Below are 25,272 nucleotides of genomic sequence, written 5' to 3'. Positions count from 1 at the left end.
TTAAAAAGAACATTGCAAACCTAAAAGAATATAGCGAAATCTTATCAAGAGCAGGTGGAGGGACTAGCCCGATGATACCCGGCAACCGGCGATTCTAATCGCACGGTGCTAATTCTTGCAGGACGTGCGCTTTGTATACAAGCGTGTTGCCCTGACAGATGAGAGAGGCGCATATGGATACAAATATGACCTTTCTCTAACTGAGATAGGTCTTTTTATTATATGCCCGGCATCTCAACATGACGATTTTCGCAAAACTTACTAACGAGGAGTGAGTTACATGCCGATTAAGATTCCGGATACACTACCTGCCAAGGAAGTGCTGGAGGGCGAAAATATTTTCGTAATGGATGAAAGCCTGGCCTATCACCAGGATATTCGTCCGTTGCGCATCGCCATTTTGAATTTGATGCCTACAAAAGAGACAACAGAAACCCAACTGTTGCGACTGGTCGGCAATACCCCGCTGCAAGTGGACGTTACATTGGTACACATGAAGTCCCATGTATCCAAAAATACATCACAAGAATATTTGAACATGTTTTATAAAACGTTTGACGAGATCAAGAACAATCGTTTTGACGGTATGGTTATTACAGGTGCCCCGGTAGAGCAGTTTGAGTTTGAAGATGTGAACTACTGGAAGGAAATCCAGCAAATTTTTGAATGGACGAAAACGAATGTCACTTCGACCATGCATATCTGTTGGGCCTCACAGGCAGGCCTATACCATCATTTCGGGGTCCCTAAATACGGACTCGACTTCAAATGCTTTGGCGTATTTCCACACACGGTTATTAAGCCTACAGTGAAGCTTCTACGTGGTTTCGATGAACTTTTTCATGCTCCTCACTCCCGGCATACGGAGGTTCGGCGGGAAGATATTGATCGCATTGCCGAATTAGAGATTTTATCCGAATCCAAGGAAGCCGGAGTGTATCTGGTCGCCACGTGTGATGGTAAACAAATTTTTGTAACTGGCCATTCCGAATATGATCCACTCTCGCTGAAATGGGAATACGATCGTGATGTGGCTAAAGGACTGGATATTGAAGTCCCCAAAAACTATTTTCCGGACGATGACCCTACACGCACACCGCCCTCTATCTGGCGTGCGCATGCCAATTTATTATTTTCGAATTGGCTTAACTATTATGTATACCAAGAAACACCTTACGATATCGGGCCCCAGATTTAAAAAGGGGTTTGAAATTCACCTTTCTGCAGTACCACCTTGCAGTAGCGCAGCAGTATAGTATTTGATCATCCATTTTTGCAGCATATATTACATCATCAAATATGGAATTTAATAGGAGGATTCGTATGAGTGAGAAGCAGTGGAAAATCGAAAGCAGACTGGCACAGATCGGTTCAGTAGAGGAACCAGTAACCGGGTCTATTAATTATCCGATTTATCAAGCTACGGCGTTCCGCCATCCCCGTCTGGGCCAAAGCACAGGATTTGATTACATTCGGACGACCAATCCGACGCGAAAGGTACTGGAAGAGGCTTCCGCTGCACTGGAATCTGGTGATGCAGGCTTTGCGTGCAGTTCCGGCATGGCGGCGCTGCAAACGGTATTTGCTTTGTTTGGACAGGGAGATCATCTCATTGTATCGCTAGACCTCTATGGCGGGACATATCGTTTGCTGGAGCGCATTTTATCTAAATTCGGCGTAACTGCGAGTTATGTGGATACAAACGATCTTGAAGCACTCGAACAGTCATGTCGACCGAATACCAAAGCTGTATTCATAGAAACGCCTACGAACCCGTTGATGATGATTACGGATATTCAAGCGGTGGCTGAATGGGCATCACAACGTCAGTTGCTTACCATTGTAGACAATACGCTGCTAACACCATATTTCCAGCGTCCTTTGGAACTGGGTGCTGATATTGTGGTACATAGCGCAACCAAGTATTTGGGTGGGCACAATGACGTGCTGGCAGGTTTGATCGTAACCAAGGGCAAAGAGCTATCGGACGAAGTTTCCTTCCTTCACAATTCTATAGGAGCTGTGCTTTCCCCGAGCGACAGCTATCAATTGATGAAGGGCATGAAAACGCTGGCGCTGCGTATGGATCGGCATGAGCATAATGCGACGGTACTTGCTAACTATTTATTGACCCATCCTGCAGTGGCGGAAGTATTTTATCCAGGGCTTGAAGGTCATCCGGGGCGTGAGATACAAAACAAGCAATCCAGCGGCAACACGGGGATTTTCTCCTTTAAAGTAAAGGATGCTCGCTATGTGGAGCCATTGCTTCGTCACATTAAGCTGATTGCTTTTGCCGAAAGTCTGGGCGGGGTGGAGTCGCTAATGACCTATCCTGCTGTGCAGACACATGCCGATATACCAGCAGAAATTCGGGATGCAGTTGGGGTGGATGACAGGCTGCTGCGTTTCTCCGTAGGCATTGAGCATACAGACGATTTAATTGAAGATTTGCGTGCGGCGTTGGAAGCGGCACGTCAAGAAATTGAAGGAGGGGAGCAACAATGATTGAGGATACAAAGAAAATCGAGCAAACTCTGGATAAGGAGCGGAAATTCGCTACCAAGCTGCTGCATTTTGGCTCTGAAATTGACAGTGTAACAGGTGCGTCGAGTGTTCCCATCTATCAGGCTTCTACCTTTCACCATCATGATATTTTTAATCCTCCACAGCATGACTATAGCCGTTCCGGTAATCCGACACGACAAGCGCTGGAGGACTATATTGCCTTATTGGAAGGCGGGGCCAGAGGATTTGCCTTTGCATCGGGGATGGCGGCCATTTCTACCGTATTTATGCTTCTGTCCGCTGGGGATCATGTCATTGTTTCGGAGGACGTATATGGAGGAACGTATCGGCTGCTGACCACTATACTGAAACGGATGAATATCGAAACAACCTTTGTCGACATGACGGACCTCAACCTTGTAAAAGAGGCTTTGCAGGAAAATACAAAGGCTGTGTATATAGAAACCCCGTCCAATCCTACACTCAAAATTACCGATATCGCAGGAGTAGCCTCTTGGGCACAGGACAACGGACTTTTGACGTTGCTGGATAATACGTTTATGACACCTTATTATCAGCGTCCGATTGAGCAGGGTGTCGATATTGTCCTGCACAGTGCGACCAAGTTTCTCGGCGGGCACAGCGATGTGCTGGCAGGACTTGCGGTAGCACGTACCGAATCGCTTGGGAGACAAATCAAGCAGCTCCAAAACGGGATGGGAACTGTGCTGGCCCCGCAAGAGTCATGGTTGCTCATGCGCGGCATGAAGACACTGGAAGCTCGTATGGCACATAGTGAAAAGAGTGCGGCAAAGCTTGCGAACTGGCTGAACGACCGAACCGATATTGAGGCTGTGTACTATCCAGGGCTGGAGAATCATCCGGGACGTGCTGTTCACGAGAGCCAATCCAGCGGATACGGTGCGGTGATATCGTTTGATGTAGGTTCTGGTGAGCGGGCCAAAGAAGTTCTCAGTCGCGTGCGTATTCCAATTGTTGCGGTGAGTCTGGGAGCTGTGGAAAGCATCCTGTCTTATCCAGCGATGATGTCACATGCGGCTATGCCGCATAGTGTGCGCCTGGAGCGAGGAATCACAGATGGACTACTTCGCTTTTCAGTAGGTCTGGAGGATATTGACGACCTGATCAGCGATTTGAACGAAGCCCTACGCTAGCGCGTCAGCACCTCCGCAGCATTTTTGCGTTTGATGGAGAGGAAATAGGTATCGTAGAAAACAGCAAGTTTCCAATGTTTCTGGGGGCCTGCTGTTTTCTGTATAATGACATGAAGGGCAGTGTGAAAAAATGCACGTTGATGTCCTGCTTTCTTCTCGCTTGGCACACATAAGCTATTGTCAATTAGTGTGGGAACTGCATGTTTCTCCAGGTGAAAAGCAGAAAGAAGCGGGAATAAGTATGGTTCCTTACCTAAAGATATGTTAGTATTATCAATAGGTTTTACTATGCTAAATAGCACAGACAACATACAAGGCCAGTCATGAACATACATTACGGCAGGGTTCGAACGCAGGTTTGTGAAAGCATTCTCGTTCATAAGTCCTGTCTTTCATTTCGTTGCCCTGTGAAAGCAAAGGAGGATACACCATGAGTGTAATCGACCATATTTTAGATAAAGCCCTGCGCGGCGAACGCCTGAATTTAGAGGATACCGTTGCTTTGTTTGAGTCAGACGAGGTAGAAAAAATCGGTCATGCAGCGAATAAGGTCATGAATCGCATGCATCCAAACCCCGTTAAAACCTTCGTGATCGGACGAAATATAAACTATACGAATGTGTGTGACGTATATTGCCGTTTTTGCGCATTTTACCGCAGACCGGGTTCAGATGAAGGCTACGTTCTACCTGATGAGGTGATCTTTCAGAAGATCAAGGAAACACAGGATGTAGGAGGCACTGAAATTTTGATGCAAGGCGGTGTAAATCCGAATCTGCCGTTCAGTTACTATACAGATTTGCTGAAAGGTATCAAGGAGCGTTTTCCCGACATTACGATGCACTCCTTTTCGCCGGCTGAAATTCATAAAATGAAAGAAAAATCCGGACTTTCCATGGAAGAAACCATTCGAGCCATTCATGAGGCCGGACTGGATTCACTGCCGGGTGGAGGCGGAGAAATTCTGGATGACCGTACTCGCCGCAAAATCAGCCGTCTCAAGGGCTCTTGGCGTGATTGGATGGATGTGATGCAAACGGCTCACAAGGTTGGTATGAACACGACTGCCACGATGGTGATCGGCTTTGGCGAGTTGATGGAGGAGCGTGCGCTGCATTTGCTGCGTGTTCGTGATGCTCAGGACGAATGTATTGAAAATAAATATAATTCTGAAGGATTTTTGGCCTTTATTCCCTGGACCTTTCAGCCAGACAACACCAACCTGAAGAAGGATCGCCAGACGCCGGAGGAATATTTGAAAACTGTTGCGATCAGTCGGCTTGTACTGGATAACATCAAGCATATTCAGTCTTCGTGGGTAACCATGGGACCGGAAATCGGCAAAAAATCGCTTTACTATGGCTGCGATGATTTTGGCAGCACGATGATTGAGGAAAACGTCGTTTCCGCCGCAGGCGCAACCTATAAGGTCAATATCGAGTCCATTTTACAGTTGATTCGCGAGACAGGTAATACCCCGGCGCAACGTAACACCCGCTATGATATTATTCGTACTTTTGACAGTGCCAGCAGTATTGAACATGACTTTATTATGCAAAATTAAGAGTACGTCCGTTCATATTACGTAATCAAAAAACGCTTATCTATCATTAATCCGTGTAGAGGGATTAGTATAGATAAGCGTTTTTCTACTTTTAACAATGTTCATATGGTAAAGTAAACGGTCTATTTCGATCGACAAATCTTTGAACAGCCACCGCCCTTATAAGCGGCTGTTGCTAAAGAGTGAGGATGCTACAACATCCTTACTCTTTTTTAGTGTATACATCTTAATTGTATTTTATCATATGGCCAGTCAGCATGACAATGGAGTACAAGCGTATTACGGTAAAAATCCTTTGCTCATCTCAGCCTGCGGTTCAGTCATTTGAATGATCGCCTTGAAGCGCTGCAAATCCAAAAGATGAATTAGGAAAACGGCATTTATTCCCTTATAAATATGACTTTCCGTTTCCAGTCGTTCACTTCGTATAACCCTACAGAGGCCGCCATATACTGAAAGCAGTGATCGAAAGGAGTGAGCCAATGGAACTGTTTACAGTGTGGACCAATACGGATGGAGAACATGAAGCCGATCGTTTCTATGAGGTGGTCAAAAGTAGAACCAAGGGACTACATATGTCACGGCGCGGATTTCGATTCACTTTCAGACAACTGGAAAACAAAGTGGCATGGACCTGCAAGGGCACGGAGAGCAATTCGGAGTTTGAAAGCTTTCTCCCCTGTGTATACAGCATCATGTCTTCGGCGATAGCGGACTATATTATCCAAGCTAAGGAGTGGGAACTGCTTGATCAAATTCTCACCAAAGCCTGTTCGCTGCTGGAGAAAGAGGACACGACCCGAATTCGCAGCATGATTCGCTCCTTGGTAAATGATGATGGCCCAAGAGGACGTTTAAAGCGCCATGGTAAACTGGCCGCTCTCCTGGAAAAGGATTTCAAGGAGCTTCGTGTAATGAACTTGGAAGGGCTTATTCAATTCAGACTGCATGCGTATAAAAAAGAGCTTGAAGAAATCGTCGATTATGCCATGGAGGAATTCTGGGCAGATCGGCAGTATGAAGAATTTATGGGGCTGCTTAAATACTTTGTATTTTTTCAGGAAAGTAAAGTTCCGCTCGTGCATGTGCTTCATCAAGGCGGGCATGATTTTACCATTCTCGATAGCGCCATGGTCCCTATACCGACACCCGATGCAGATGACATCATAGTGGAGATGCCGGGAATTGAGTTGGAAATGGAGGTCGAGGATCGAATCGTGAGCACCCTTATTTCGATCTCCCCTGCTTCCATTATATTGCATACACATGATGAGCACACCCCCATTGTGCGAACGCTGCTGCATATTTTTGAAGATAAGGTAAAGCTGAGCAGACTCTATCCGGGTCAGGATGTTCAAAAATAATAAAATGTTTGTATAATCCAACGGATTTCTGGAAAGCCTTTGCCTCAAGGGGAGGTTTTTTATGAGATCCATGTTGGTATGGAAACGGATTTTGGGCACCGTCCTCATTGCAGGCTGTGTGATCATGTCGGGCAATGAAGCATACGGTCACAAAGAACCGGTCCAACATAAGAAATTGCAATCAACACCTGTTTTAGCCCCACCCGAAGAGCAGGTCATTACGACTATGACGGTCACGGCAACAGGATATACAGCAGGCTATGAATCCACTGGCAAACGGCCAAATCATCCTGGTTACGGTATTACGTATTCCGGTGTAAAAGTACGTCGTGACAAAAACACACTGTCCACGATTGCGGCTGATCCCAAGACGTTTCCCTTGGGCAGCATTTTGTACATTCCAGGCTATGGCTACGGCATTGTAGCAGATACAGGATCGGCGATTAAGGGCAATAAGATTGACTTGTATTTTAAAACAACCCGGCAGGTGTATTCCGAATGGGGTAAGAAAGAAGTAAATGTTCAAATTATAAAAAAAGGGAACGGAAAATGTACGGAAAAGATGATACAATCGCTTCAAAAGGCGATCGTAACGCATAAATCCATTCCGAGCTCAACACTGGATGCTTCCATTTAATCCTTGAATATTGTCCTTTCTGACTTCACATACTATGTTGCGGGATAAGCTTATCCCACAAAACATACTGGGAGGTTGAGATTTATGCCAAATCAAGGCGGAAGCTCGAACATGAACCAAGGCGCCAAAGCAAGCGCAGGTAATCAGTTTAAAGCAGAATTTGCACAAGACAATTCGGTAGGTGTCGTTTCTCAAAAGGTGAAGAAGTCTGAACAAAATAAAGTTCAAGATAACTACCAGACACCAAATGAGAAGTATAGTGAAGAATTTGCAACAGATGTGGCAGGTACAAGCGCAGTAGCGCAAAAAGTACAAAACGCCAGTCGCAACAAAATTCAAAGCAATGCTCAAACACCGAACCAAAAGTTCGATGAAAACTTTAACACGAAATAAAAAAGCATATACAATTGATAATGCCTCGGGAATTCTCCGGGGCATTTCGTATGACGTGAACAGGATTAAGTACATATAGGTCTAAGGTTTTATCTGCTTTTTAATTTTTTTTAAGGTGGAATTAAGGTTTAAAGTGCAAAATAAAGTCAGTTAAACAACACCACCTTGAAGCATAGGGTTTGGGAGGAGATATACAATGGACGAATTCAAAAATAATAATTCCGGACGTCGGAATGACAACGATCAGGTTGATGCTGATAGAACAACTCGACAAAACGAATCAAGCGGTTCCTCATATTATTATTCCTATGGCCCTTTTTCTTCAGTTCAATCGGACGGACAACGCAAAGAAGAGCAGTTGATGGAGAAGGACGTGGAGATTACGCCACCACAGGCGGTAAGACCTTTTCCTCCCTCCTACCATCGAGCTGGGCCTGAGCAACAGGACGGTTCGGGACGGAATGGCGGCAACTGGCAGTTCAAGCCGACTAAGCCCAAGTCGCAGATCAAAACGATTTTCCTGTCTTTTTTGGCCGGAATGCTGGTTATTACGGTACTGATGTATACAGCTGACCGAACCAATATGTTTACACCGGAGACGGCGTTAACTTCGGCGGCAGCGGAAAGCGGTGAAACGACAAATTCAGGATCGACGGGATCTTTGCCAAGTGCAGTTCCGGCTGTGATGCCTTCAGGTACGGCTGATGTTCAATCCGTTGTTGAAAAGGCGGGACCTGCGGTCGTCAAAATCGAAACACTTGCCAAGCAGTCAAGTGGCAGACAAAGCAGCCCTTATTTTAATGACCCGCTATACCAATACTTCTTTGGAAATCAGTATGGAGACAGCGATGGAAACAGTGATGGAAACAGCAGTAATAGGAATGACAACAGCAATAGCAGCAACAGCGGACAACTGACCCCGCTTGGTATCGGTTCAGGTTTTATTTTTGATAAATCGGGCTATGTCCTGACCAACAACCATGTTGTTGAAGGTGCAAGTGTCGTTCAGGTTACTGTAGAAGGAACCAATAAACCGTATGAGGCTAAGGTGCTAGGTAAAAATGCAGACCTTGATTTGGCGGTACTTAAAATAGACGGTAAAAATAACTTCCCAACGGTACCGCTGGGGAATTCCGATAACGCTAGAGTCGGGGAGTGGATGGTAGCAATCGGTAACCCTGAAGGCTTTGAACATTCGGTAACAGCCGGAGTGCTGAGTGCGAAAGAACGTACGATCACGATTAATAGTGAATCAACTGGAAACCCGACGCAATACAAGCATCTTATACAGACGGATGCATCCATTAACCCAGGTAACTCTGGTGGACCGCTGCTAAATCTGAAAGGACAGGTTATTGGTATGAACGTAGCTGTGAGTGCAGACGCGCAGGGAATCGGTTTTGCGATTCCTTCCAATACGATTTTGGAAGTTGTCGATAAGCTGAAAAATAATCAGCCGATTCCAAAAGAACCTGTACCTTTCATTGGTGCAAGTCTGTTAAATTTGAGCCCTGAAGTAGCCAAGGAATTGGGTACATCCCAGACTGAAGGCTCGGTTGTACGAGATATTGTTTACAAATCACCTGCTTATCAGGCAGATCTGCGTCCTTACGATGTGATTATCGGAGCCAATGGCAAGCCTTATAGCACATCACAAGAGCTGATCCAGTTTATTCAAACACAAAAAGTAGGTACAGCACTGACACTTAACATCGAACGGGCCGGACAGAAAAGGGATATTCAACTGAAAATAGGCAACAAAAATGATTTTAGCTCGACGCTTCAACAATAAGCTAATAACTCTATACAAATGAGCATGGAACTGGAAACGGAAGGAAGAGCCCTTCCGTTTCTTGCTGTATGCGGCGGTAAGGTGCTACACGCGTCTACTCCTGCTACAATAGAGTGAAAAGAAGATGATAAAGGAGTTCGATCGTGTATGCGTTCTACCGTTCTGATTATTGATGACGATGAGAAAATTGTGTCCATGCTGCGCAGAGGTTTGGCTTTCGAAGGCTATGAAGTGCTGACTGCTGCCAACGGAGCAGAAGGATTGAATAAAATGCTGACAGCTGAGCCTGATGTTGTCGTGCTGGATGTCATGATGCCGCAGGTGGATGGTTTTGAGGTATGCCGTCGTATGCGTGAGGGCGGAAGCACGGTACCCGTCCTGATGCTTACAGCCAAAGACGAGGTGGAGAACCGGGTTAAGGGCTTGGATTTGGGAGCCGATGATTATCTGGTCAAGCCGTTTGCACTGGAGGAACTGCTGGCACGAGTGCGGGCGCTTTTGCGGCGTAAAACCGAACAGCAGGACAATAACGGAAACCGACTTACCTTCGAGGACCTGCAACTGGATAACGAATCGCGTGAAGTGTTTCGTGGCGGCAATCGTTTGGAGCTGACGGCAAAAGAATTTGAGCTGCTCCATCTATTTATGCAAAATCCGAAGCGTGTGCTGTCACGCGATCTGATTATGGACAAAATATGGGGCTATGACTATAGCGGGGAATCGAATGTGTTGGAGGTGTATATTGCCATGCTTCGCCAAAAAACGGAACAGGATGGCGGCAAACGACTCATTCGTACCATTCGGGGAGCCGGTTATATTTTAAGAGGTGATGTGTAATATGTCTATTCGGTGGCGGCTGACAGCTTGGTATTCGAGCATCTTGGCTATAGTGCTTGTCATTTTTGGTCTGGCTATTTACGGACTGGTTTATTATTACACATACAATGAAGTGAAAAGTCAGCTTATGACTCAGGCGCCACGGATTAATAAGCAGCTGCTGCTTACTATCAAAGGGGGATTGTTTGAAGTCCCCAATCTGGATTTGGGCTTAGTACAGGGACGTGGAATTGATGACTCTCAGCTATATGTACAAATTTATAATTACACATCCGGGGTAACCAAAACGACTCAAAATATGAAAGACCTTAATATTACCTTCCCAGTGCCATCTACATCGGTAGGAGCAGTCCAAAATGAGGGGATTCGGCGTGTGAGTGTAGAAGGGGATTCCTTTATGATCTATCAGCAGCCGATCAAATCCGATGAGTTGGGGTTGGTCGTTGGCTTTCTCCAGATAGGGCAATTTACGGGCTCACAGGATCGGCTCATGAACAGGCTGCAAAGTGTGCTTGTATACGGCTCGTTATTTGCTCTACTCGCTGCTGCAACCTCAGGTCTCTTTTTGGCTCGCAAGTCCATGAAGCCGCTGGTCAAGGTGATTGAGGGGGCAAATCAGATCCAATCCAGTAACGATTTGAGTGTCCGTATTGAATATGACGGGCCGGCAGATGAAATTGGGCAGCTGATTGGGACGGTTAATAATATGCTGGAACGTACGGAGGCGTTTTATAAGGAGCTGGAGGATGCATACGGCGCACAGCGCCGTTTTGTGGCCGATGCTTCCCATGAGCTGCGTACACCGCTTACGACGATTCGTGGCAATGTTGATTTTTTGGTCAAAATGTGGACTACCGAGCCGGGAGAGCGACCGAACATGGATGAAGCGATGATTCGCGAGCTGTCTATGGAAGCGCTGAGTGACATGGCCGATGAAGGCCAGCGGATGAGTCGTTTGGTGGGCGATATGCTGTCACTTGCGCGAGCGGACACGGGGAAAACATTCGATAAGACTCCAGTCGCGCTGGAACCGCTCGTAAATGAGGTTGCCCGTCGTGCTCAATTTCTGGAGCGAACAGCCGAATGGAATGTGGGCGACTTTTCGCTGCTGAATGGCATTTATATGGAAGGCAGCAAGGATTATTTGCAGCAGATGCTATTTATTTTTATTGATAATGCGTTCAAGTATACTCCTGAAGGCATCGTCCGATTTGATGCCATTGTTTATCAGGGGCAGGTGGGTCTGCGGATCAGTGACACGGGCATCGGGATGGACAAGAGTCAGGTTCCCTTTATTTTTGATCGCTTTTACCGGGCGGATGAGTCACGCGGCGTGACGGAGGGAATTGGTCTGGGATTGTCTATTGCCAAGTGGATTATCGATGAACATCACGGGTCAGTGGAAGTGGTTACACGTCAAGGAGAAGGAACGACATTCATCATCTGGCTCCCGGTCAGCTTTTCCGCGCCTTTGGAATAGGCTATAATAGGAAGGCAACTACATCATAGAATTGGCCGGTAGAGGCTTGGATGCCCACAGCTGCCCAGTTATTGGAGCGGTATACTGTGTCGAAGAAAGCGGGTGCTATTTTTGGAAGTACTCAGGATTTCTCCCCGGGGTTACTGTTACGGCGTAGTCGATGCCATGGTATTGGCTCGTCAGGCTGCCAGAAACCTGGACTTACCCCGGCCTATTTATATACTAGGCATGATTGTGCATAACAGCCATGTCACCAATTCCTTTGAAGATGAAGGGATTATTACACTGGACGGCCCGAACCGTTTGGAGATTTTAAGCCAGGTGGAGAAGGGAACCGTTATTTTTACCGCCCACGGCGTATCCCCTGAGGTTCGCAAGCTGGCAAGAGACAAGGGACTGACTACAGTGGATGCTACCTGTCCGGATGTGACGAAGACCCATGATCTGATTCGCGAGAAGTCGTCAGAAGGATACCAGATTATTTATATCGGCAAAAAGGGACACCCTGAACCGGAGGGAGCTATCGGAATTGCGCCGGATCATGTCCATCTGATTGAAAAGGAAGAGGAAATCGACACGCTTGCGCTGTCTGAGGGCAAAATTCTCATTACAAATCAGACGACCATGAGTCAATGGGACATCAAGCACATTATGAAGAAGTTGCTGGAGAAATTCCCGGGTGCCGAGATACACAATGAAATCTGTCTGGCAACCCAAGTGCGTCAGGAGGCGGTAGCCGAGCAGGCTGGACAGGCAGACCTGGTGATCGTTGTCGGTGATCCACGCAGCAATAACTCCAACAGACTGGCCCAAGTGTCTGAGGAGATCGCCGGCACTACAGCTTATCGAATTGCCGATGTAACAGAGCTGAAGAGGGAGTGGCTGGAGGGTGTTACGAAGGTAGCGGTCACATCCGGAGCTTCCACGCCTACGTTAATTACGAAAGAAGTTATTACGTATCTGGAGCAGTATGATCCGGCTAACCCGGCAACATGGGAGATTCAGCGGACCGTTGATATGAAAAAACTGCTGCCTCCTGTACGGGAAAAGTCCAAAACGACCCAATAACATAGGATTGATCATAGTCGCTATTCGAGGGAATAACACCCGGATAGCGGCTTTTTTTAATTGTTATCGTATAAAGGCTTGGAATATTAAGCCTTGACGAGGAAAGCCAAAACAGGTATAGTTACTTTAACGAATAAAAGCTTAAAAGCGAACAAGCGTTTAAGTGTCATAATGTCATAGTGATCAATAAAATATGTTTTATAGAGGGGAAGAAAAATATGATCGTTATCGCTGGTGTTCAGACACCTGAAGAACATATCCAGGCCATTGTTGAAGTTATTGAAAAAGAAGGCTTGCAGGCCCATGTTTCACGCGGATCGGATCGCACGATTATCGGATTGATCGGCAGCGTAGAGCCCAAGCTGGCTGAACACCTGCGTCAAATGAAGGGTGTAGAAAATGTAGTCAAAATATCGAAGTCCTACAAATTGGCTAGCCGTGATTTTCATCCCGAAAATACGGTCATTTCCATTAAAGGCGTAAATATTGGCGGGGGCGAGCTTGTGATTATGGGTGGGCCGTGTGCCGTTGAGTCTGCTGCGCAGATTGACGAGATTGCCGCATTGGTTAAAGCTGCGGGTGCACAAGTCCTTCGTGGAGGTGCTTTTAAGCCGCGTACGGGGCCTTACAGCTTTCAGGGAACTGGGGTAGAAGGCTTGATCATGATGGCCGAAGCGGGCAAAAAGCACGATCTTCTGACCATCACAGAGGTCATGACACCGGAATACGTGGACATCTGTGCGGAATATGCGGATATTCTGCAAGTAGGTACACGCAACATGCAGAACTTCGATCTGCTGCGCAAGCTGGGAACCTGTGGCAAGCCAGTGTTGCTTAAACGCGGTTTCAGCTCGACTTATGACGAGTTCCTGAATGCTGCCGAGTACATTTTGGCAGGCGGAAATCCGAATGTTATGCTGTGTGAGCGAGGTATTCGCACATTCGAAACCTACACCAGAAATACGCTGGATTTGTCCGCGATCCCTGTTTTGCAACAGTTGAGCCATTTGCCGGTTATTGCTGATCCAAGCCATGGCACAGGACGGCGTGAACTGGTTGTTCCTATGACGAAGGCTTCAGTAGCTGCCGGTGCTGACGGACTGATTATTGAGATGCATACAGACCCTGACAACTCGATGACGGGCGACGGCGTACAATCCCTGTTCCCTGATCAATTTGCAGATTTGCTGAAAGATTTGGAATTGCTTGCTCCTGCAGTAGGGAAAACATTCCATACCCCTAGTGCCATTTCCTAAAGCCAATACTTAACATCATTGCATAAAAGTTTTGCCGCATTGCAGTAACAAGATTGAAATCACTTAAAAGCCCGATGTTTCGGGCTTTTTTTGCTATTCAAATGTTATCAGGGGCGTAAGAATATCTAACATTAGTTTAAAAAATACCTTACATAGCTATTGACCCGTGTCATGTTTGAGATTTATAATGACGACAGAAAAAACATTCGATCATGAACATTTCAGGGTTGTATAAGACTTAATGTTCGGAAAAATTGGGAGGAAGAAGACATGTCCGTTGAAAACGTATTGAAAACAATTCAGGAAAATAATATTGAGTGGGTAGATTTCCGTTTTGTAGATTTGTCTGGTCGTGCTCACCATATTTCATTGCCAGCTTCCGAAGTAGATGCAGAAACATTTGTTAACGGTGTTGCTTTCGACGGTTCTTCCATTCCTGGCTATCGTGGCATCGAGGAATCCGACATGGTTATGCTGCCCGATCCAGAAGCGGTTTTTATCGACCCCTTCACTCAGCATCCTACACTGAATATTCTGTGTGACATTGCTACACCAGATGGCGAAAGATACGACCGCGACCCTCGTGGTATTGCCAAAAAGGCAGAGGAATTTTTGCAATCGGCAGGAGTGGGCACAGCAGCATTTTTTGCACCTGAGTCCGAGTTTTTCATCTTTGATGATGTTCGCTACGAAAGCGGCATGAACAGCTCTTCCTTCTTCGTAGATTCCGAGGAAGCAGCTTGGAACACAAACCGTAAGGAAGAAGGCGGCAACCTGGGCTTTAAAGTCGGAGTGAAGGGCGGATATGTACCTGTAGCGCCAGTGGACACCCAACAAGACATTCGTAGTGAAATGTGCCGTTTGATTGAAGAAGCAGGTCTGAGAATTGAGCGCCATCACCATGAGGTAGCTACAGCAGGCCAAGCGGAAATCAACTTCCGTTTTGATACACTGAAGAAAACAGCAGATAACCTGCTCGTTTATAAATACATTGTACACAACACAGCTCGTCAATATGGTAAAGTGGCAACATTCATGCCGAAACCACTCTTCGGAGATAACGGAAGCGGTATGCACGTTCACCAATCCATTTTCAATGGAGACACTCCTTTGTTCTACGAAAAAGGTGCTTATGCTAATCTGAGCGAAATGGCCCTTCATTACATTGGTGGTATTCTGTACCATGCACCTGCGCTGATCGCTTTGACAAACCCAAGCACAAACTCGTTCAAGCGTCTTGTTCCAGGCTACGAAGCGCCAGTTAACCTGGTATTCTCCAAAGGTAACCGTTCTGCGGCTGTACGTATTCCAGTAGCGGCTGTTACGCCAAAAGGCTGTCGGATCGAGTTCCGTACACCGGACTCTACAGCTAACCCTTATCTGGCTTTCTCGGCTATGCTGATGGCTGGTTTGGATGGCATCAAGCGCAAACTGAACCCAATCGAATTGGGCTATGGCCCGCTTGACACGAACATCTATGAGCTGTCTGACGCTGAAAAAGGTAAAATCCGCAGCGTACCAGCTTCATTGGATGAGGCTCTTGACGCTCTGGAAGCTGACTACGAATTCTTGACTGAAGGCGGCGTATTCACGAAGGACTTTATTGACAACTATGTAGAGTTTAAACGTTCTGAAGCTAAATCGGTGAACATCCGTGTTCATCCGCACGAATACAGCCTGTATTTCGACTGCTAATAAATCGGCAGCGTAGCTGCCTTGAAGAACAATCATTAGGAACGGATCAAAATTGTTGTTCAAGATAGGTCTCCGGTCTCATAGCCGGGGACCTTTTAACATTAAAATGAATATCATAAAGTGAAGATGTCAAATATGATAACATTCACAGCTTTGTCACATCATAAATGAATTCAAAAACATTTTTATACAAGTCTTGAACGCATTTATGAATACTGCTATCATAGCGATAATATCCATACAAGGTAGAGAAGGGATGGGGAATTGTTGAGTAAGAGAGCCTACAATTTTAATGCAGGACCAGCGGCATTACCGCTGAAGGTACTGGAACGTGTACAAGCTGAGTTCGTGGATTTTCAGGGGACAGGAATGTCTATCATGGAAATGTCTCATCGTGGAGCTGTGTATGAATCTGTTCATAATGAGGCGCAGGAACGTTTGTTATCTCTGCTGGGCAATCCGAAGGGTTATAAGGTGTTGTTCCTGCAAGGGGGCGCCAGTACGCAATTTGCAATGCTGCCTTTGAATTTCCTGAGCGAAGGACAGGTCGGAAGCTATGTAATGACAGGTAGCTGGTCCGACAAGGCGTACAAAGAGGCCAAGCTGCTGGGCAATGTTCATATTGCTGCATCCTCTGCTGATGAGAAGTACATGCGTCTTCCGAATGTGGAATCTTTGGACTTGCCTGAGCATACTGCTTATGTACATATGACGTCCAACGAGACGATTGAAGGTACACAGTTCAAGCAATTTCCAGATACGGGTTCCGTACCATTGATTGTCGACATGTCCAGTGATATTTTTTGCAAGCCGTTTGATGTTACTCAATTTGGATTGATTTACGCAGGCGCGCAAAAAAATCTGGGACCTTCCGGTGTAACGGTCGTCATTGCCCGTGAAGAGCTGTTGGCATCCTCGCCGTCCACCATTCCTACGATGCTGCGTTACAGCACGTATGAAAAAAATAACTCTCTCTACAATACACCGCCATCCTTTGCCATCTACATGGTGAATGAAGTGCTGAAATGGATTCAGGAGGAAGGTGGCCTGGAAGGCATTGAGCGTGTAAACCAACAGAAGGCTGCTTTGCTCTACGACCGTATTGACAGCAGCGAAGGCTTCTATCGTGGCTGTGTGGACAGCAGAGATCGCTCCATTATGAATGTAACCTTCCGTCTCGCTAATGAGGATCTGGAAAAACAATTTATTAAGGAATCCGAGCAGGCCGGGTTTATCGGATTGAAGGGACATCGCAGCGTAGGAGGACTTCGCGCTTCGATCTACAATGCTGTTCCATTGGAGAACTGTCAAGCATTAGCGGAGTTTATGGATAACTTCAAGCAACGTAACCGTTGATTTTACGGATATATATTTCGATACACACGATTTGAAATCGAAAAAGTAAAAGTAAAGCCTTCCCTGAACGTGTATAGGGGAAGGCTTTTAGCAGTGTGGGGAATAGACGATAAAATGTATATGTTTTCAGTATATGCATTTGGGTTAAGCTGTAGGTTATTTGTCAGAATCATTTAATGATGAAGGGAACGAAATGTGATGCCATTACATATTGTACTTGTCGAGCCGGAAATCCCGGCTAATACAGGGAATATTGCCAGAACGTGTGCTGCAACCGGGACACATCTGCATCTGGTGAAGCCACTGGGCTTCCGTACCGACGATGCCACGTTAAAACGGGCCGGGCTTGATTATTGGTATGCTGTCCACATTGAATACCATGAGTCTTTTGCTGAGGTACAGGAGAAGTATCAGGAAGGCCGCTTTTTTTATGCGACGACAAAAGCAAACCAGCGCTATAGCGATATTTCATTCCGGGATGGAGACTTTCTGGTATTTGGTAAAGAAACGAAGGGGTTGCCTCCTGAGCTGTTAGCAGCGAATCCGGATACATGCATTAAGATGCCTATGTCAGATAAAGTAAGATCTCTAAACTTGTCGAATTCCGCTGCGATTATCGTTTATGAAGCGTTGAGACAAATGGATTTTCCAGATTTATCGTGAATAAAGTTTACGTAAACTGTGAATAAAGAACCAGGACCTTAGTTGCTGATGAAAGTTGCGCAATATTTGCCTAGATGAACCTGACTGTGGAGCTTGAATAAAGGTGATATTGTCGTAATTTGCGAAATTCTCGATTAGAGCTAATGATAATTGACTTTCCGGTCGATAAAAATATTACAGACAATCTGTCCCATACTTTGATAGGGTTCATGATTTTATGAAAAAATGTAATAAAATTTCCTGTGATCAGCAGGATTCGACAAAAAGACAGCGAATACTACATTAAGAATAGTGTCTTTGTACCTAGTTTTTCGCAGGGAAAGTAAACTGCAAGTTATTACTAATAGGAGAGGTGTACGATCACGATGAAACCTGCTGGTGTAGTGCGTAAAGTTGATCAATTGGGGAGAATAGTCTTGCCTAAGTCACTGCGCAAAAGATATCAAATGAATGAGGGAGATCCTGTCGAAATTTTGGTTCAGGGTGACCATATTATTTTGGAGCGTTATCGTCCGAAATGTGTATTTTGCGGTTCAATAGATCAAGTAAACGATTTTAAAGACCGTTATATTTGTGCTCAATGTCTGACAGAAATGACACAGTACTCCTCCTAATGAGGCAAAAGCATCACGACATTCGTTCGTGATGCTTTTTTTTAATTGAGCCATACTTCGACAAGCATATTTTATTATTTTTATTATTTATAGAATAAAAAATGAGTAGGGACTGGACGAAGTTGACCATCTGACGGCTTGTTAACGATTCGACCGTTCAATATGAGCGACGAGGAGCCGCCTCCGTCCAAATTATAAGCGTCCTGAACACCCAGATTGTACATCTTCCCTTGTAATTCTTCGAGCGTTGCACCTGAACCCCCGCTTTCATTGTAGCCGTCTACGACGATAATGAGCAGTTGGTCGTCTTTATAGTTGCCGATGACCGTCCGTGGGGCCCGCAGGGGCGAGACTTTCCACTTCTCAGGGATGGGCATCTTCTGCCCCTTTTGGAGCAGAACGGGAACAAAGGTAGCCCCAAAGGCGGGCTTTAAGCTATCCAGCGCGCCTTGACTGTAAAATTTGCCCCCGATAAGCTTGCCATTGCTGCTCAGTCCGACGAATGACAAATCCTTGAAACTGGATTGAAAGCCGGCAAGGTAGTGGCCGTTCAAGACGGTAGTACTTAATGGATAGCGTTTGCCGTCTCCATCCGCAAAGCCGCCTGCATTGATGCCGGCGACAGCTCCGTGTCTCAAGACAGCACGCATCGTTGTTTCAGAGCCGCCCAATTTGTCGCTCCCCAGAGACATTTTCATAGCGGTAGGATCTTTCAGTTTAACCTTCATGGCGTAGCCGTGATAAATCCCCGGGTTCACCTTGAACAATTCAATGGTGATCCGGTTGCTGTCTACACGCTCATAGGGAACCCCCAGCCTGGTGGTGATGCGTCGATCATAGATGATCGCGGGACGCTTGGACTGAGTAGCGGCTGTAAGGACAAGCTGATTCATCGTTTGGGTTGTTTGCTTATACAGCTCGGAAGTTCGGCGAATGGTGGACGAGGTGTACGTTGCTGTTTGTTTGGCTTCATCAAGCTGCTTGCTTACGGATTGCGTTTGTACAAAAGTTTCGGCTTTTTGCAGGCCCGGAGCAGTGGACCCGGGAAAGCTTAAAGGGGGATGCACTAACAAAATACACCCCAATAAACCGATAAAAGGAGCAAGGGCTAACATAATAAACCGATTCACTTGTTTTGCATCTATGTTCATTTTAGCAAGTCCATTTTTTTCTGAAGTATATTAAGCTGCTGCTTGACTTCGTTTAATTGGGTGTAGAGCTTATTGCTGTTATCGGTTTTGTTATTGGCATTGTCCTTCGTAAAGGTCAGCAGTTCATTGAAGGATTGCACTTTGCCCTGCAGGTCGCTAACTTCCTTGGAAAGTGTGGTTAGCTGCTTTTCATAGTCGGATTTAAGTGCTTGAATCTGTTGGTCTGTATGGGTTTGCATCTCGTTTAGCATTTGCTGCTTCAAGTGATTGCTATACAGATAGGTTGCGAGAGCACCTAGAATAATAAGTATAAACCAAAATAGCAGAAATGCCTTAACGGGCAACCCCTTTCTTGGATGGCTCCGCCGAGCTTCGGCAAGAGGGCGTTCAGGTGATACTTGCATGTGATTTCTCAACTCCCGTGTAAAGTCAAATTTCCAGTCTTTATTTTGCAGTTCCAATTCTATCATGGGCCTATTTATTTCGCAAAAGCGAAATAGGAGTATAAAAAATATTTGGAAAAAGAGATTGCATCGGAAGGAAGTCCTAGGATACAATTTCCTTAAACCGTTCTCGCTTCCTATACGTTCACATTCGCGCAATTCCTACATATGCAATCTCCAATTTTAGATCCATTTTAGCGAACTATGTATTTTTTTGTAAACCAGGAGGTTAAGACATGAGAAAAGTATGGCAGGTGGTCATTATAGATATCCATCCTACAAGTATGCTGGGAACAAAGCTTATTTTGGAAGATCAGCAAGATTTACTTGTTAGAGGGATGTCCTCCTCCGGAACGGAAGGCCTGGAACTGGCTTGTTCCATCCAGCCGGAAATTATTTTAATGGATTACAGGTTGCCCGAGGGAACCGCTGAACCGTTTTTGACCCAAATGCGGGCCTTGTCTCCGGACAGCCATATTGTTATTATGACGGATGAGGATAATATTACGTTGTTTCAGCAATTGATTTCGCTGGGAGCGAATGGAATGCTGTCCAAGCAGGCGTCACCAAACCAGCTGATTCATCTGATCAACGGTTTACGCGAAGGATTTGCTTCTTTACCGATGGATTGGATTCGCTGCGGGAACTGGCCGTTTCTGCCGTTAGTGGCTTCTGAGCCTTTTGATGAATTGACACAAACCGAAGTTTTCATTATGGAACGTATTGTACAAGGCATTACGTATGACAAAATTGCTATCGAGATCGAAGTAAGTCGGCGTTCCATTGATAATTATCTGCGTAAAATTTATGCAAAATTAGGCGTGTCCAGTCGGGCGCAGGCAATTGAGCGTTATGCCTTATATGCACGTCAGATGAAGCAGCTATATGCCTGACGCGTCAGCCCGGAGGCAGTGACCTATTTTCAGGAGAAGGAGGATGTTCATGCAATATTCCTTTGCTTCACGAACGGCTGCAATGTTGGCTTCTCCAGTGCGTCATATCCGGGAAAATGCGAGAAGACACTCCTTTATATCTTTGGCTGAAGAATTGCCTGCACAAGAGCTGTTTCCGGTGAAGCTGCTGGAAGAAGCCGCCCATGATGTGTTTGGTTCCGGCCCTGATGCCCTCCAGTATGGTGAACCGGAGGGCTATTTTCCTTTGCGGGCATGGCTTGCGGGAGAGTGGGAGCAGCGAAAAGGAGTTAGGGTGCCCCCGGGGCAAATTCTTCTCACAACAGGCAGTCAGCAGGCCATTGACCTGATCGTAAGGCTGATGGTGGATGAGCGTGATCCGGTGTTGGTCGAAAATCCGACCTCCCCCGGATGTTTGCAGGTGCTATCTATGCAGGGGGCGCAGGTTGTGCCAGTTGAATCAGATGAGGAAGGTGTAATCCCCGATAAGCTTGAAGCTTTAATGATTCGCTATCGCCCCAAGCTTTTTTTTGCCACGCCGACGTTTACGAACCCGACCGGTTCCTTATGGAGCGCAGCAAGACGGCAGGAAATTTTGGATTTATGCAGGCACCATCAGGTGCTGGTTGTAGAGGACGATTCTTACGGTGAATTGCACTTTAAGCAAAAGAACGAGTCCCCTGACAAGAGTCCGCATGGACAGAGTCGGAAATTTGCAGAGGCGTATCCTTCGCTGTTTGCACTGGATCATGCGGGTCAGGGCGGTCAAGTGCTATATATTGGTTCATTTAATAAAACGGTTGCTCCCGGACTGCGAACTGGGTGGGCGGCCGGTCCCGCCCCGTTGATTGAAGGAATGTATGCCTTGAAGCAGCTGGCCGATATGCAGTCCAGTACGATGAACCAGCGACTGCTGTTCCAACTGTTGACTCGTTCGCGTTTCCAATGGCACGAGCACTTGGCGATGCTGAACAAAGAATATTCAACACGGCTTCAGCTTATTTTGGAGCTGCTCAAGCGTCCGTTTTGGAAGGACGTGACGTATCATATTCCATCAGGCGGCATGTATGTATGGGTGCGGCTGCCCGATGGGCTGGACAGTGCATTGCTATTAAAAGCGGCGTTGCCCAAAGGCGTAGCCTTTATGCCGGGGGCGCTGTGTGCGGTTGGCAGTGAGGGTGCGTCCCATATTCGCCTTAATTTTAGCCATCCGGGCCGCGAGCAGCTGCTTATGGGCATGAATCTGATCGGTGAGACGATCAGTGAGTTTACCGCCCGAAGCTAGCAGGCATACCGACACTCCACGCCCAATGTCAGCCATCTTTCGTATCCGCAACAGCGGTGAAGGAGTAAGGGACCGACGTTTCTGCGATTCGATGTTGCGCGTCGCCTTCGTCAGGCCCTCCGGCCTTTGCTGCGGTCGTTTCAGTCCCTTGCTCTTGCAGCACCGCCGCATACTCGCTCAGGGCCGCTTCGCCGAACGGGGTCAGCTTATAGCGGCCACGGGCTACGCGCTCAAACCAGCCGTAGTAGTTGTGCTGCAGGACGGCAGCCGCTCCGCTGACGGCAGCCGCACGGGCGAGCTGCACAGGCGCGGCCTCCCCCAGGCTCTGCAAGGCTGCGGCTACACGCAGCGCTTTTTCCCGGTAGGCCGTGACCAGCTTGCGCCGGGTGCTGCCGCCAGTGTTGTGGTCACCGCTGCGTGCGTGAAATTCCCGCAGCAGCCTCTCCTTGCGCGAGCCGGGGCGGACCGTTGTCGTTTTGCGCTCATGGCCGTTGGGGCCCGCAGGCTTGCACAGTATCTCTACAAGCGGCGGCTTGGTCTTAAAAAGGGTGACCGTAAGCAGGCCGAGTCCCAACTGACGGCACAGTCCAACCAGCTCGTTCCAGCGTTGATTGACAGCCCCTTTTTTTGCACGATTTCGTTCTACGGCCACATATACATTGCTGGTTAGTTTCAAACGTTGCATGCCTTGCAGCACAAGCGACAGATTAAACGTCTTTTTGATCTCCACAATCAGCGGCTCCTGCTGTTCTGGCCTGATACCCACCAAATCGCAGTTGCGCACCTCTCCTTTGATTTCGTACCCCAAGCTCTCAAAAAAAGCTTTGATCGGAGCATACAGCTCCGTCTCATGCCGAACTGCCATTGCTTCTCCCGCTCCTTTATCCCATTATTCCGAGCTTATATTGTACCATAATGCGTCAGGTCCGCGTTGTTGTTGTTATTTTAGCACAGCATACCCCATCGGTTTTTCGAAAAAGCAGGGAGACCTGTCACAAAAAATAGGTCACTTCTGAAATCAATCTGCATAGGTATGTATTACACTTTTTTAGGGAGATACCACCATATCCTGAAAGGCGTGACGAGTGTAGCCATTACCATCAGGAGTTGAAGATAGCCATTACGCAGCCATGGGAGGAACCGAGCATGAATATTTTTGAACGCATTGCGGAGTACCGGGCGGAAAGCAACCGTCTGGCCTGGAACGGCACTTTTAGAGAGTATATCGAGATACTCAAGAAAGACCCGGCGCCGGCGATGACCGCTCATGCACGGGTTTACAAGATGATTGAATCTTTGGGTGTAGAAGAGGTTGAGGGACATAAGCGATATAAATTTTTTGAGCAGGAGATTTTTGGGCTGGATCGTGCGCTGGAAAAGTTGGTGGAGGAATACTTCCATTCCTCAGCCAGGCGGCTCGATGTGCGCAAGCGTATCCTTCTTTTAATGGGTCCTGTCAGCGGGGGAAAATCGACGCTGGTAACTTTGCTAAAACGGGGTCTGGAGAAATTTTCAAGAACGGATCAGGGAGCTGTGTACGCTATACAAGGCTGCCCTATGCATGAAGATCCGCTTCATCTTATTCCTCATGAGCTGCGTCCCGAATTCGAGAAGGAACTGGGTGTGCGCATTGAAGGTAATCTCTGCCCGTCCTGCCAGATGAGATTGCGTACGGAATTTGATGGCGATATCGAAAAGGTGCGCGTGGAGCGGGTATTTATATCGGAAGAAAACCGGGTTGGCATAGGTACGTTCAGCCCTTCTGATCCGAAGTCGCAGGATATTGCTGATTTGACAGGCAGCATCGACTTTTCCACGATTACGGAGTATGGTTCGGAATCCGATCCGCGCGCATATCGTTTTGACGGAGAGTTGAACAAAGCGAATCGCGGGCTGATGGAGTTTCAGGAAATGCTGAAATGTGATGAGAAGTTTTTGTGGAATTTATTGTCCCTGACCCAGGAGGGAAATTTCAAGGCTGGACGGTTTGCCCTCATCAGTGCAGATGAATTGATTGTAGCTCATACCAATGAGTCGGAGTATAAAAGCTTTATTGCGAATAAAAAGAACGAGGCATTGCAGTCGCGGATGATTGTAATGCCGATTCCTTATAACCTGAAAGTGTCGGAGGAAGAAAAGATTTATGCCAAGCTCATTGAGCAAAGTGATATGCGGCATATTCATATTGCTCCTCATGCGCTGCGAACGGCTGCCATTTTCTCCGTGCTTACCCGTTTGAAAGAAACGAAGAAACAGGGCATGGATTTGGTCAAAAAGATGCGCATGTACGACGGTGAAGAGGTCGAAGGCTACAAGGAAACCGACCTGAAGGAAATGCAAAGTGAGTTTCTGGAGGAAGGCATGTCCGGGGTAGACCCGCGGTATGTCATTAATCGTATTTCCAGTGCATTAATTAAGCAAAATGTGGAATCGATCAATGCACTAGATATTTTACGAGCGATTAAGGATGGTCTGGATCAGCATGCTTCGATTACGAAGGAAGAGCGCGAGCGCTATCTGAATTTCATTTCCGTAGCCCGTAAAGAGTACGACGAGCTCGCGAAAAAAGAAGTGCAGAAGGCTTTTGTGTACTCTTTTGAGGAATCAGCCAAGACGCTGTTCGACAACTATTTGGATAACATCGAAGCCTTCTGCAATTGGTCTAAAATCCGCGATCCGCTCACGGATGAGGAGCTCGACCCGGATGAGCGGCTTATGCGCTCGATTGAGGAGCAGATCGGGGTGTCTGAAAATGCGAAAAAGGCATTCCGCGAAGAAATACTAATCCGGATTTCTGCGTATTCGCGCAAGGGCCGGAAGTTTGAATATCATCATCATGATCGGCTGCGCGAGGCTATCGAGAAGAAGCTGTTTGCAGATCTGAAGGACATTGTGAAGATTACAACCTCGACCAAAACGCCTGATGCTAACCAGCTTAAACGGATGAATGAGGTCATCAAGCGGCTGATTGAGGAGCATGGCTACACAGCGGCCAGCGCTAACGATTTGTTGCGGTATGTAGGTAGTCTCTTAAACCGGTAATAATTTGAGGTAAGCAAGGACTGTATACAGCATGGTTC

Annotated in this window: 23 protein-coding genes and 1 riboswitch; of the genes, 19 read left to right on the top strand and 4 right to left on the bottom strand. The window is 46.8% G+C overall.

The genetic code is table 11. The features are described from left to right. Nucleotides 1–38 precede the first annotated feature (38 nt). A riboswitch (SAM riboswitch) is annotated at nucleotides 39–165 on the top strand. A 115-nt stretch (nucleotides 166–280) separates the two neighbouring features. The 3 genes from metA (at nucleotide 281) to KQI_RS0122860 (ending at nucleotide 3,683) form a co-directional block, all read left to right on the top strand. After that, a complete protein-coding gene (gene metA, locus KQI_RS0122870) occupies nucleotides 281–1,198 on the top strand; it encodes a homoserine O-acetyltransferase MetA (protein ID WP_010349215.1) in 918 nt (305 codons plus the stop codon). Nucleotides 1,199–1,323: 125 nt separating this feature from the next. Continuing rightward, entirely contained in the window at nucleotides 1,324–2,508 is a 1,185-nt protein-coding gene (locus KQI_RS0122865) for a PLP-dependent transferase (RefSeq protein ID WP_010349214.1), read from the top strand. Then, nucleotides 2,505–3,683: a trans-sulfuration enzyme family protein gene (locus KQI_RS0122860; RefSeq protein ID WP_010349213.1), complete on the top strand. Its 1,179-nt coding sequence runs from the start codon at nucleotides 2,505–2,507 to the stop codon at nucleotides 3,681–3,683. Before KQI_RS0122865 ends, KQI_RS0122860 begins: the two co-directional genes overlap by 4 nt. Here the strand turns inward: KQI_RS0122860 and KQI_RS0122855 are convergent. After that, nucleotides 3,680–4,063, bottom strand: coding sequence for a hypothetical protein (locus KQI_RS0122855; protein WP_010349212.1), 384 nt, complete (start codon nucleotides 4,061–4,063; stop codon nucleotides 3,680–3,682). The genes KQI_RS0122860 and KQI_RS0122855 overlap by 4 nt on opposite strands. 50 nt (nucleotides 4,064–4,113) lie before the next feature. Between KQI_RS0122855 and mqnC the strand changes: the two genes are divergently transcribed. From mqnC to KQI_RS0122790, 13 genes are all read left to right on the top strand, one after another. Continuing rightward, nucleotides 4,114–5,247 (top strand): cyclic dehypoxanthinyl futalosine synthase, encoded by a 1,134-nt coding sequence (mqnC, locus tag KQI_RS0122850; protein WP_010349211.1) that lies wholly within the window; start codon nucleotides 4,114–4,116, stop codon nucleotides 5,245–5,247. A 482-nt stretch (nucleotides 5,248–5,729) separates the two neighbouring features. After that, a complete protein-coding gene (locus KQI_RS0122845; RefSeq protein WP_010349210.1) occupies nucleotides 5,730–6,611 on the top strand; it encodes a putative sporulation protein YtxC in 882 nt (293 codons plus the stop codon). 61 nt (nucleotides 6,612–6,672) lie between these two features. Further along, nucleotides 6,673–7,248: a 3D domain-containing protein gene (locus KQI_RS0122840; protein WP_029390295.1), complete on the top strand. Its 576-nt coding sequence runs from the start codon at nucleotides 6,673–6,675 to the stop codon at nucleotides 7,246–7,248. Between the two features lie 84 nt (nucleotides 7,249–7,332). After that, nucleotides 7,333–7,641, top strand: a complete 309-nt coding sequence (locus KQI_RS0122835) for a hypothetical protein (RefSeq protein WP_010349208.1) — start codon at nucleotides 7,333–7,335, stop codon at nucleotides 7,639–7,641. 196 nt (nucleotides 7,642–7,837) lie between these two features. Then, complete coding sequence (locus tag KQI_RS0122830) at nucleotides 7,838–9,433, top strand: S1C family serine protease (protein WP_010349207.1); 1,596 nt, start codon at nucleotides 7,838–7,840, stop codon at nucleotides 9,431–9,433. Nucleotides 9,434–9,580: 147 nt separating this feature from the next. Then, complete coding sequence (locus KQI_RS0122825) at nucleotides 9,581–10,270, top strand: response regulator transcription factor (protein ID WP_007429580.1); 690 nt, start codon at nucleotides 9,581–9,583, stop codon at nucleotides 10,268–10,270. 1 nt (nucleotide 10,271) lies between these two features. Then, entirely contained in the window at nucleotides 10,272–11,750 is a 1,479-nt protein-coding gene (locus KQI_RS0122820; protein ID WP_010349206.1) for a sensor histidine kinase, read from the top strand. A 111-nt stretch (nucleotides 11,751–11,861) separates the two neighbouring features. Further along, complete coding sequence (locus tag KQI_RS0122815; RefSeq protein ID WP_010349205.1) at nucleotides 11,862–12,818, top strand: 4-hydroxy-3-methylbut-2-enyl diphosphate reductase; 957 nt, start codon at nucleotides 11,862–11,864, stop codon at nucleotides 12,816–12,818. 218 nt (nucleotides 12,819–13,036) lie between these two features. After that, the gene (gene aroF, locus KQI_RS0122810; protein ID WP_010349204.1) at nucleotides 13,037–14,074 is read left to right on the top strand and encodes a 3-deoxy-7-phosphoheptulonate synthase; all 1,038 of its coding nucleotides are present in this window, start codon (nucleotides 13,037–13,039) and stop codon (nucleotides 14,072–14,074) included. 270 nt (nucleotides 14,075–14,344) lie between these two features. Next, on the top strand, nucleotides 14,345–15,769 hold the full coding sequence (gene glnA / locus KQI_RS0122805; RefSeq protein ID WP_010349203.1) for a type I glutamate--ammonia ligase: 1,425 nt from the start codon (nucleotides 14,345–14,347) through the stop codon (nucleotides 15,767–15,769). 264 nt (nucleotides 15,770–16,033) lie between these two features. After that, nucleotides 16,034–17,125: a 3-phosphoserine/phosphohydroxythreonine transaminase gene (serC, locus tag KQI_RS0122800; protein WP_010349202.1), complete on the top strand. Its 1,092-nt coding sequence runs from the start codon at nucleotides 16,034–16,036 to the stop codon at nucleotides 17,123–17,125. Nucleotides 17,126–17,323: 198 nt separating this feature from the next. Continuing rightward, nucleotides 17,324–17,788 carry a tRNA (uridine(34)/cytosine(34)/5-carboxymethylaminomethyluridine(34)-2'-O)-methyltransferase TrmL gene (gene trmL / locus KQI_RS0122795; RefSeq protein WP_010349201.1) on the top strand — a complete coding sequence of 155 codons (465 nt, stop codon included), beginning with the start codon at nucleotides 17,324–17,326 and terminating at the stop codon, nucleotides 17,786–17,788. Between the two features lie 365 nt (nucleotides 17,789–18,153). Next, entirely contained in the window at nucleotides 18,154–18,402 is a 249-nt protein-coding gene (locus tag KQI_RS0122790; RefSeq protein WP_007429587.1) for an AbrB/MazE/SpoVT family DNA-binding domain-containing protein, read from the top strand. An 83-nt stretch (nucleotides 18,403–18,485) separates the two neighbouring features. Here the strand turns inward: KQI_RS0122790 and KQI_RS0122785 are convergent, their stop codons facing one another. Beyond that, nucleotides 18,486–19,553, bottom strand: a complete 1,068-nt coding sequence (locus KQI_RS0122785; protein ID WP_010349200.1) for a phosphodiester glycosidase family protein — start codon at nucleotides 19,551–19,553, stop codon at nucleotides 18,486–18,488. Continuing rightward, a complete protein-coding gene (locus KQI_RS0122780; RefSeq protein ID WP_029390294.1) occupies nucleotides 19,550–19,957 on the bottom strand; it encodes a hypothetical protein in 408 nt (135 codons plus the stop codon). Before KQI_RS0122780 ends, KQI_RS0122785 begins: the two co-directional genes overlap by 4 nt. A gap of 275 nt (nucleotides 19,958–20,232) precedes the next feature. On the opposite strand from KQI_RS0122780, the gene KQI_RS0122775 reads away from it, so the two are divergent. Beyond that, on the top strand, nucleotides 20,233–20,889 hold the full coding sequence (locus tag KQI_RS0122775; RefSeq protein ID WP_007429590.1) for a response regulator transcription factor: 657 nt from the start codon (nucleotides 20,233–20,235) through the stop codon (nucleotides 20,887–20,889). A gap of 49 nt (nucleotides 20,890–20,938) precedes the next feature. Further along, nucleotides 20,939–22,192, top strand: a complete 1,254-nt coding sequence (locus tag KQI_RS0122770; protein ID WP_010349198.1) for an aminotransferase-like domain-containing protein — start codon at nucleotides 20,939–20,941, stop codon at nucleotides 22,190–22,192. 28 nt (nucleotides 22,193–22,220) lie between these two features. Here the strand turns inward: KQI_RS0122770 and KQI_RS0122765 are convergent, their stop codons facing one another. Next, entirely contained in the window at nucleotides 22,221–23,057 is an 837-nt protein-coding gene (locus tag KQI_RS0122765) for a DUF2161 family putative PD-(D/E)XK-type phosphodiesterase (protein WP_010349197.1), read from the bottom strand. Nucleotides 23,058–23,338: 281 nt separating this feature from the next. On the opposite strand from KQI_RS0122765, the gene KQI_RS0122760 reads away from it, so the two are divergent. Next, nucleotides 23,339–25,234, top strand: a complete 1,896-nt coding sequence (locus tag KQI_RS0122760) for a PrkA family serine protein kinase (RefSeq protein WP_010349195.1) — start codon at nucleotides 23,339–23,341, stop codon at nucleotides 25,232–25,234. Nucleotides 25,235–25,272: the final 38 nt, after the last annotated feature.

It is taken from the genome of Paenibacillus peoriae KCTC 3763, assembly GCF_000236805.1.
Classification (GTDB): Bacteria; Bacillota; Bacilli; order Paenibacillales; family Paenibacillaceae; genus Paenibacillus; species Paenibacillus peoriae.
This window is presented reverse-complemented; position numbering and strand designations above follow the sequence as displayed.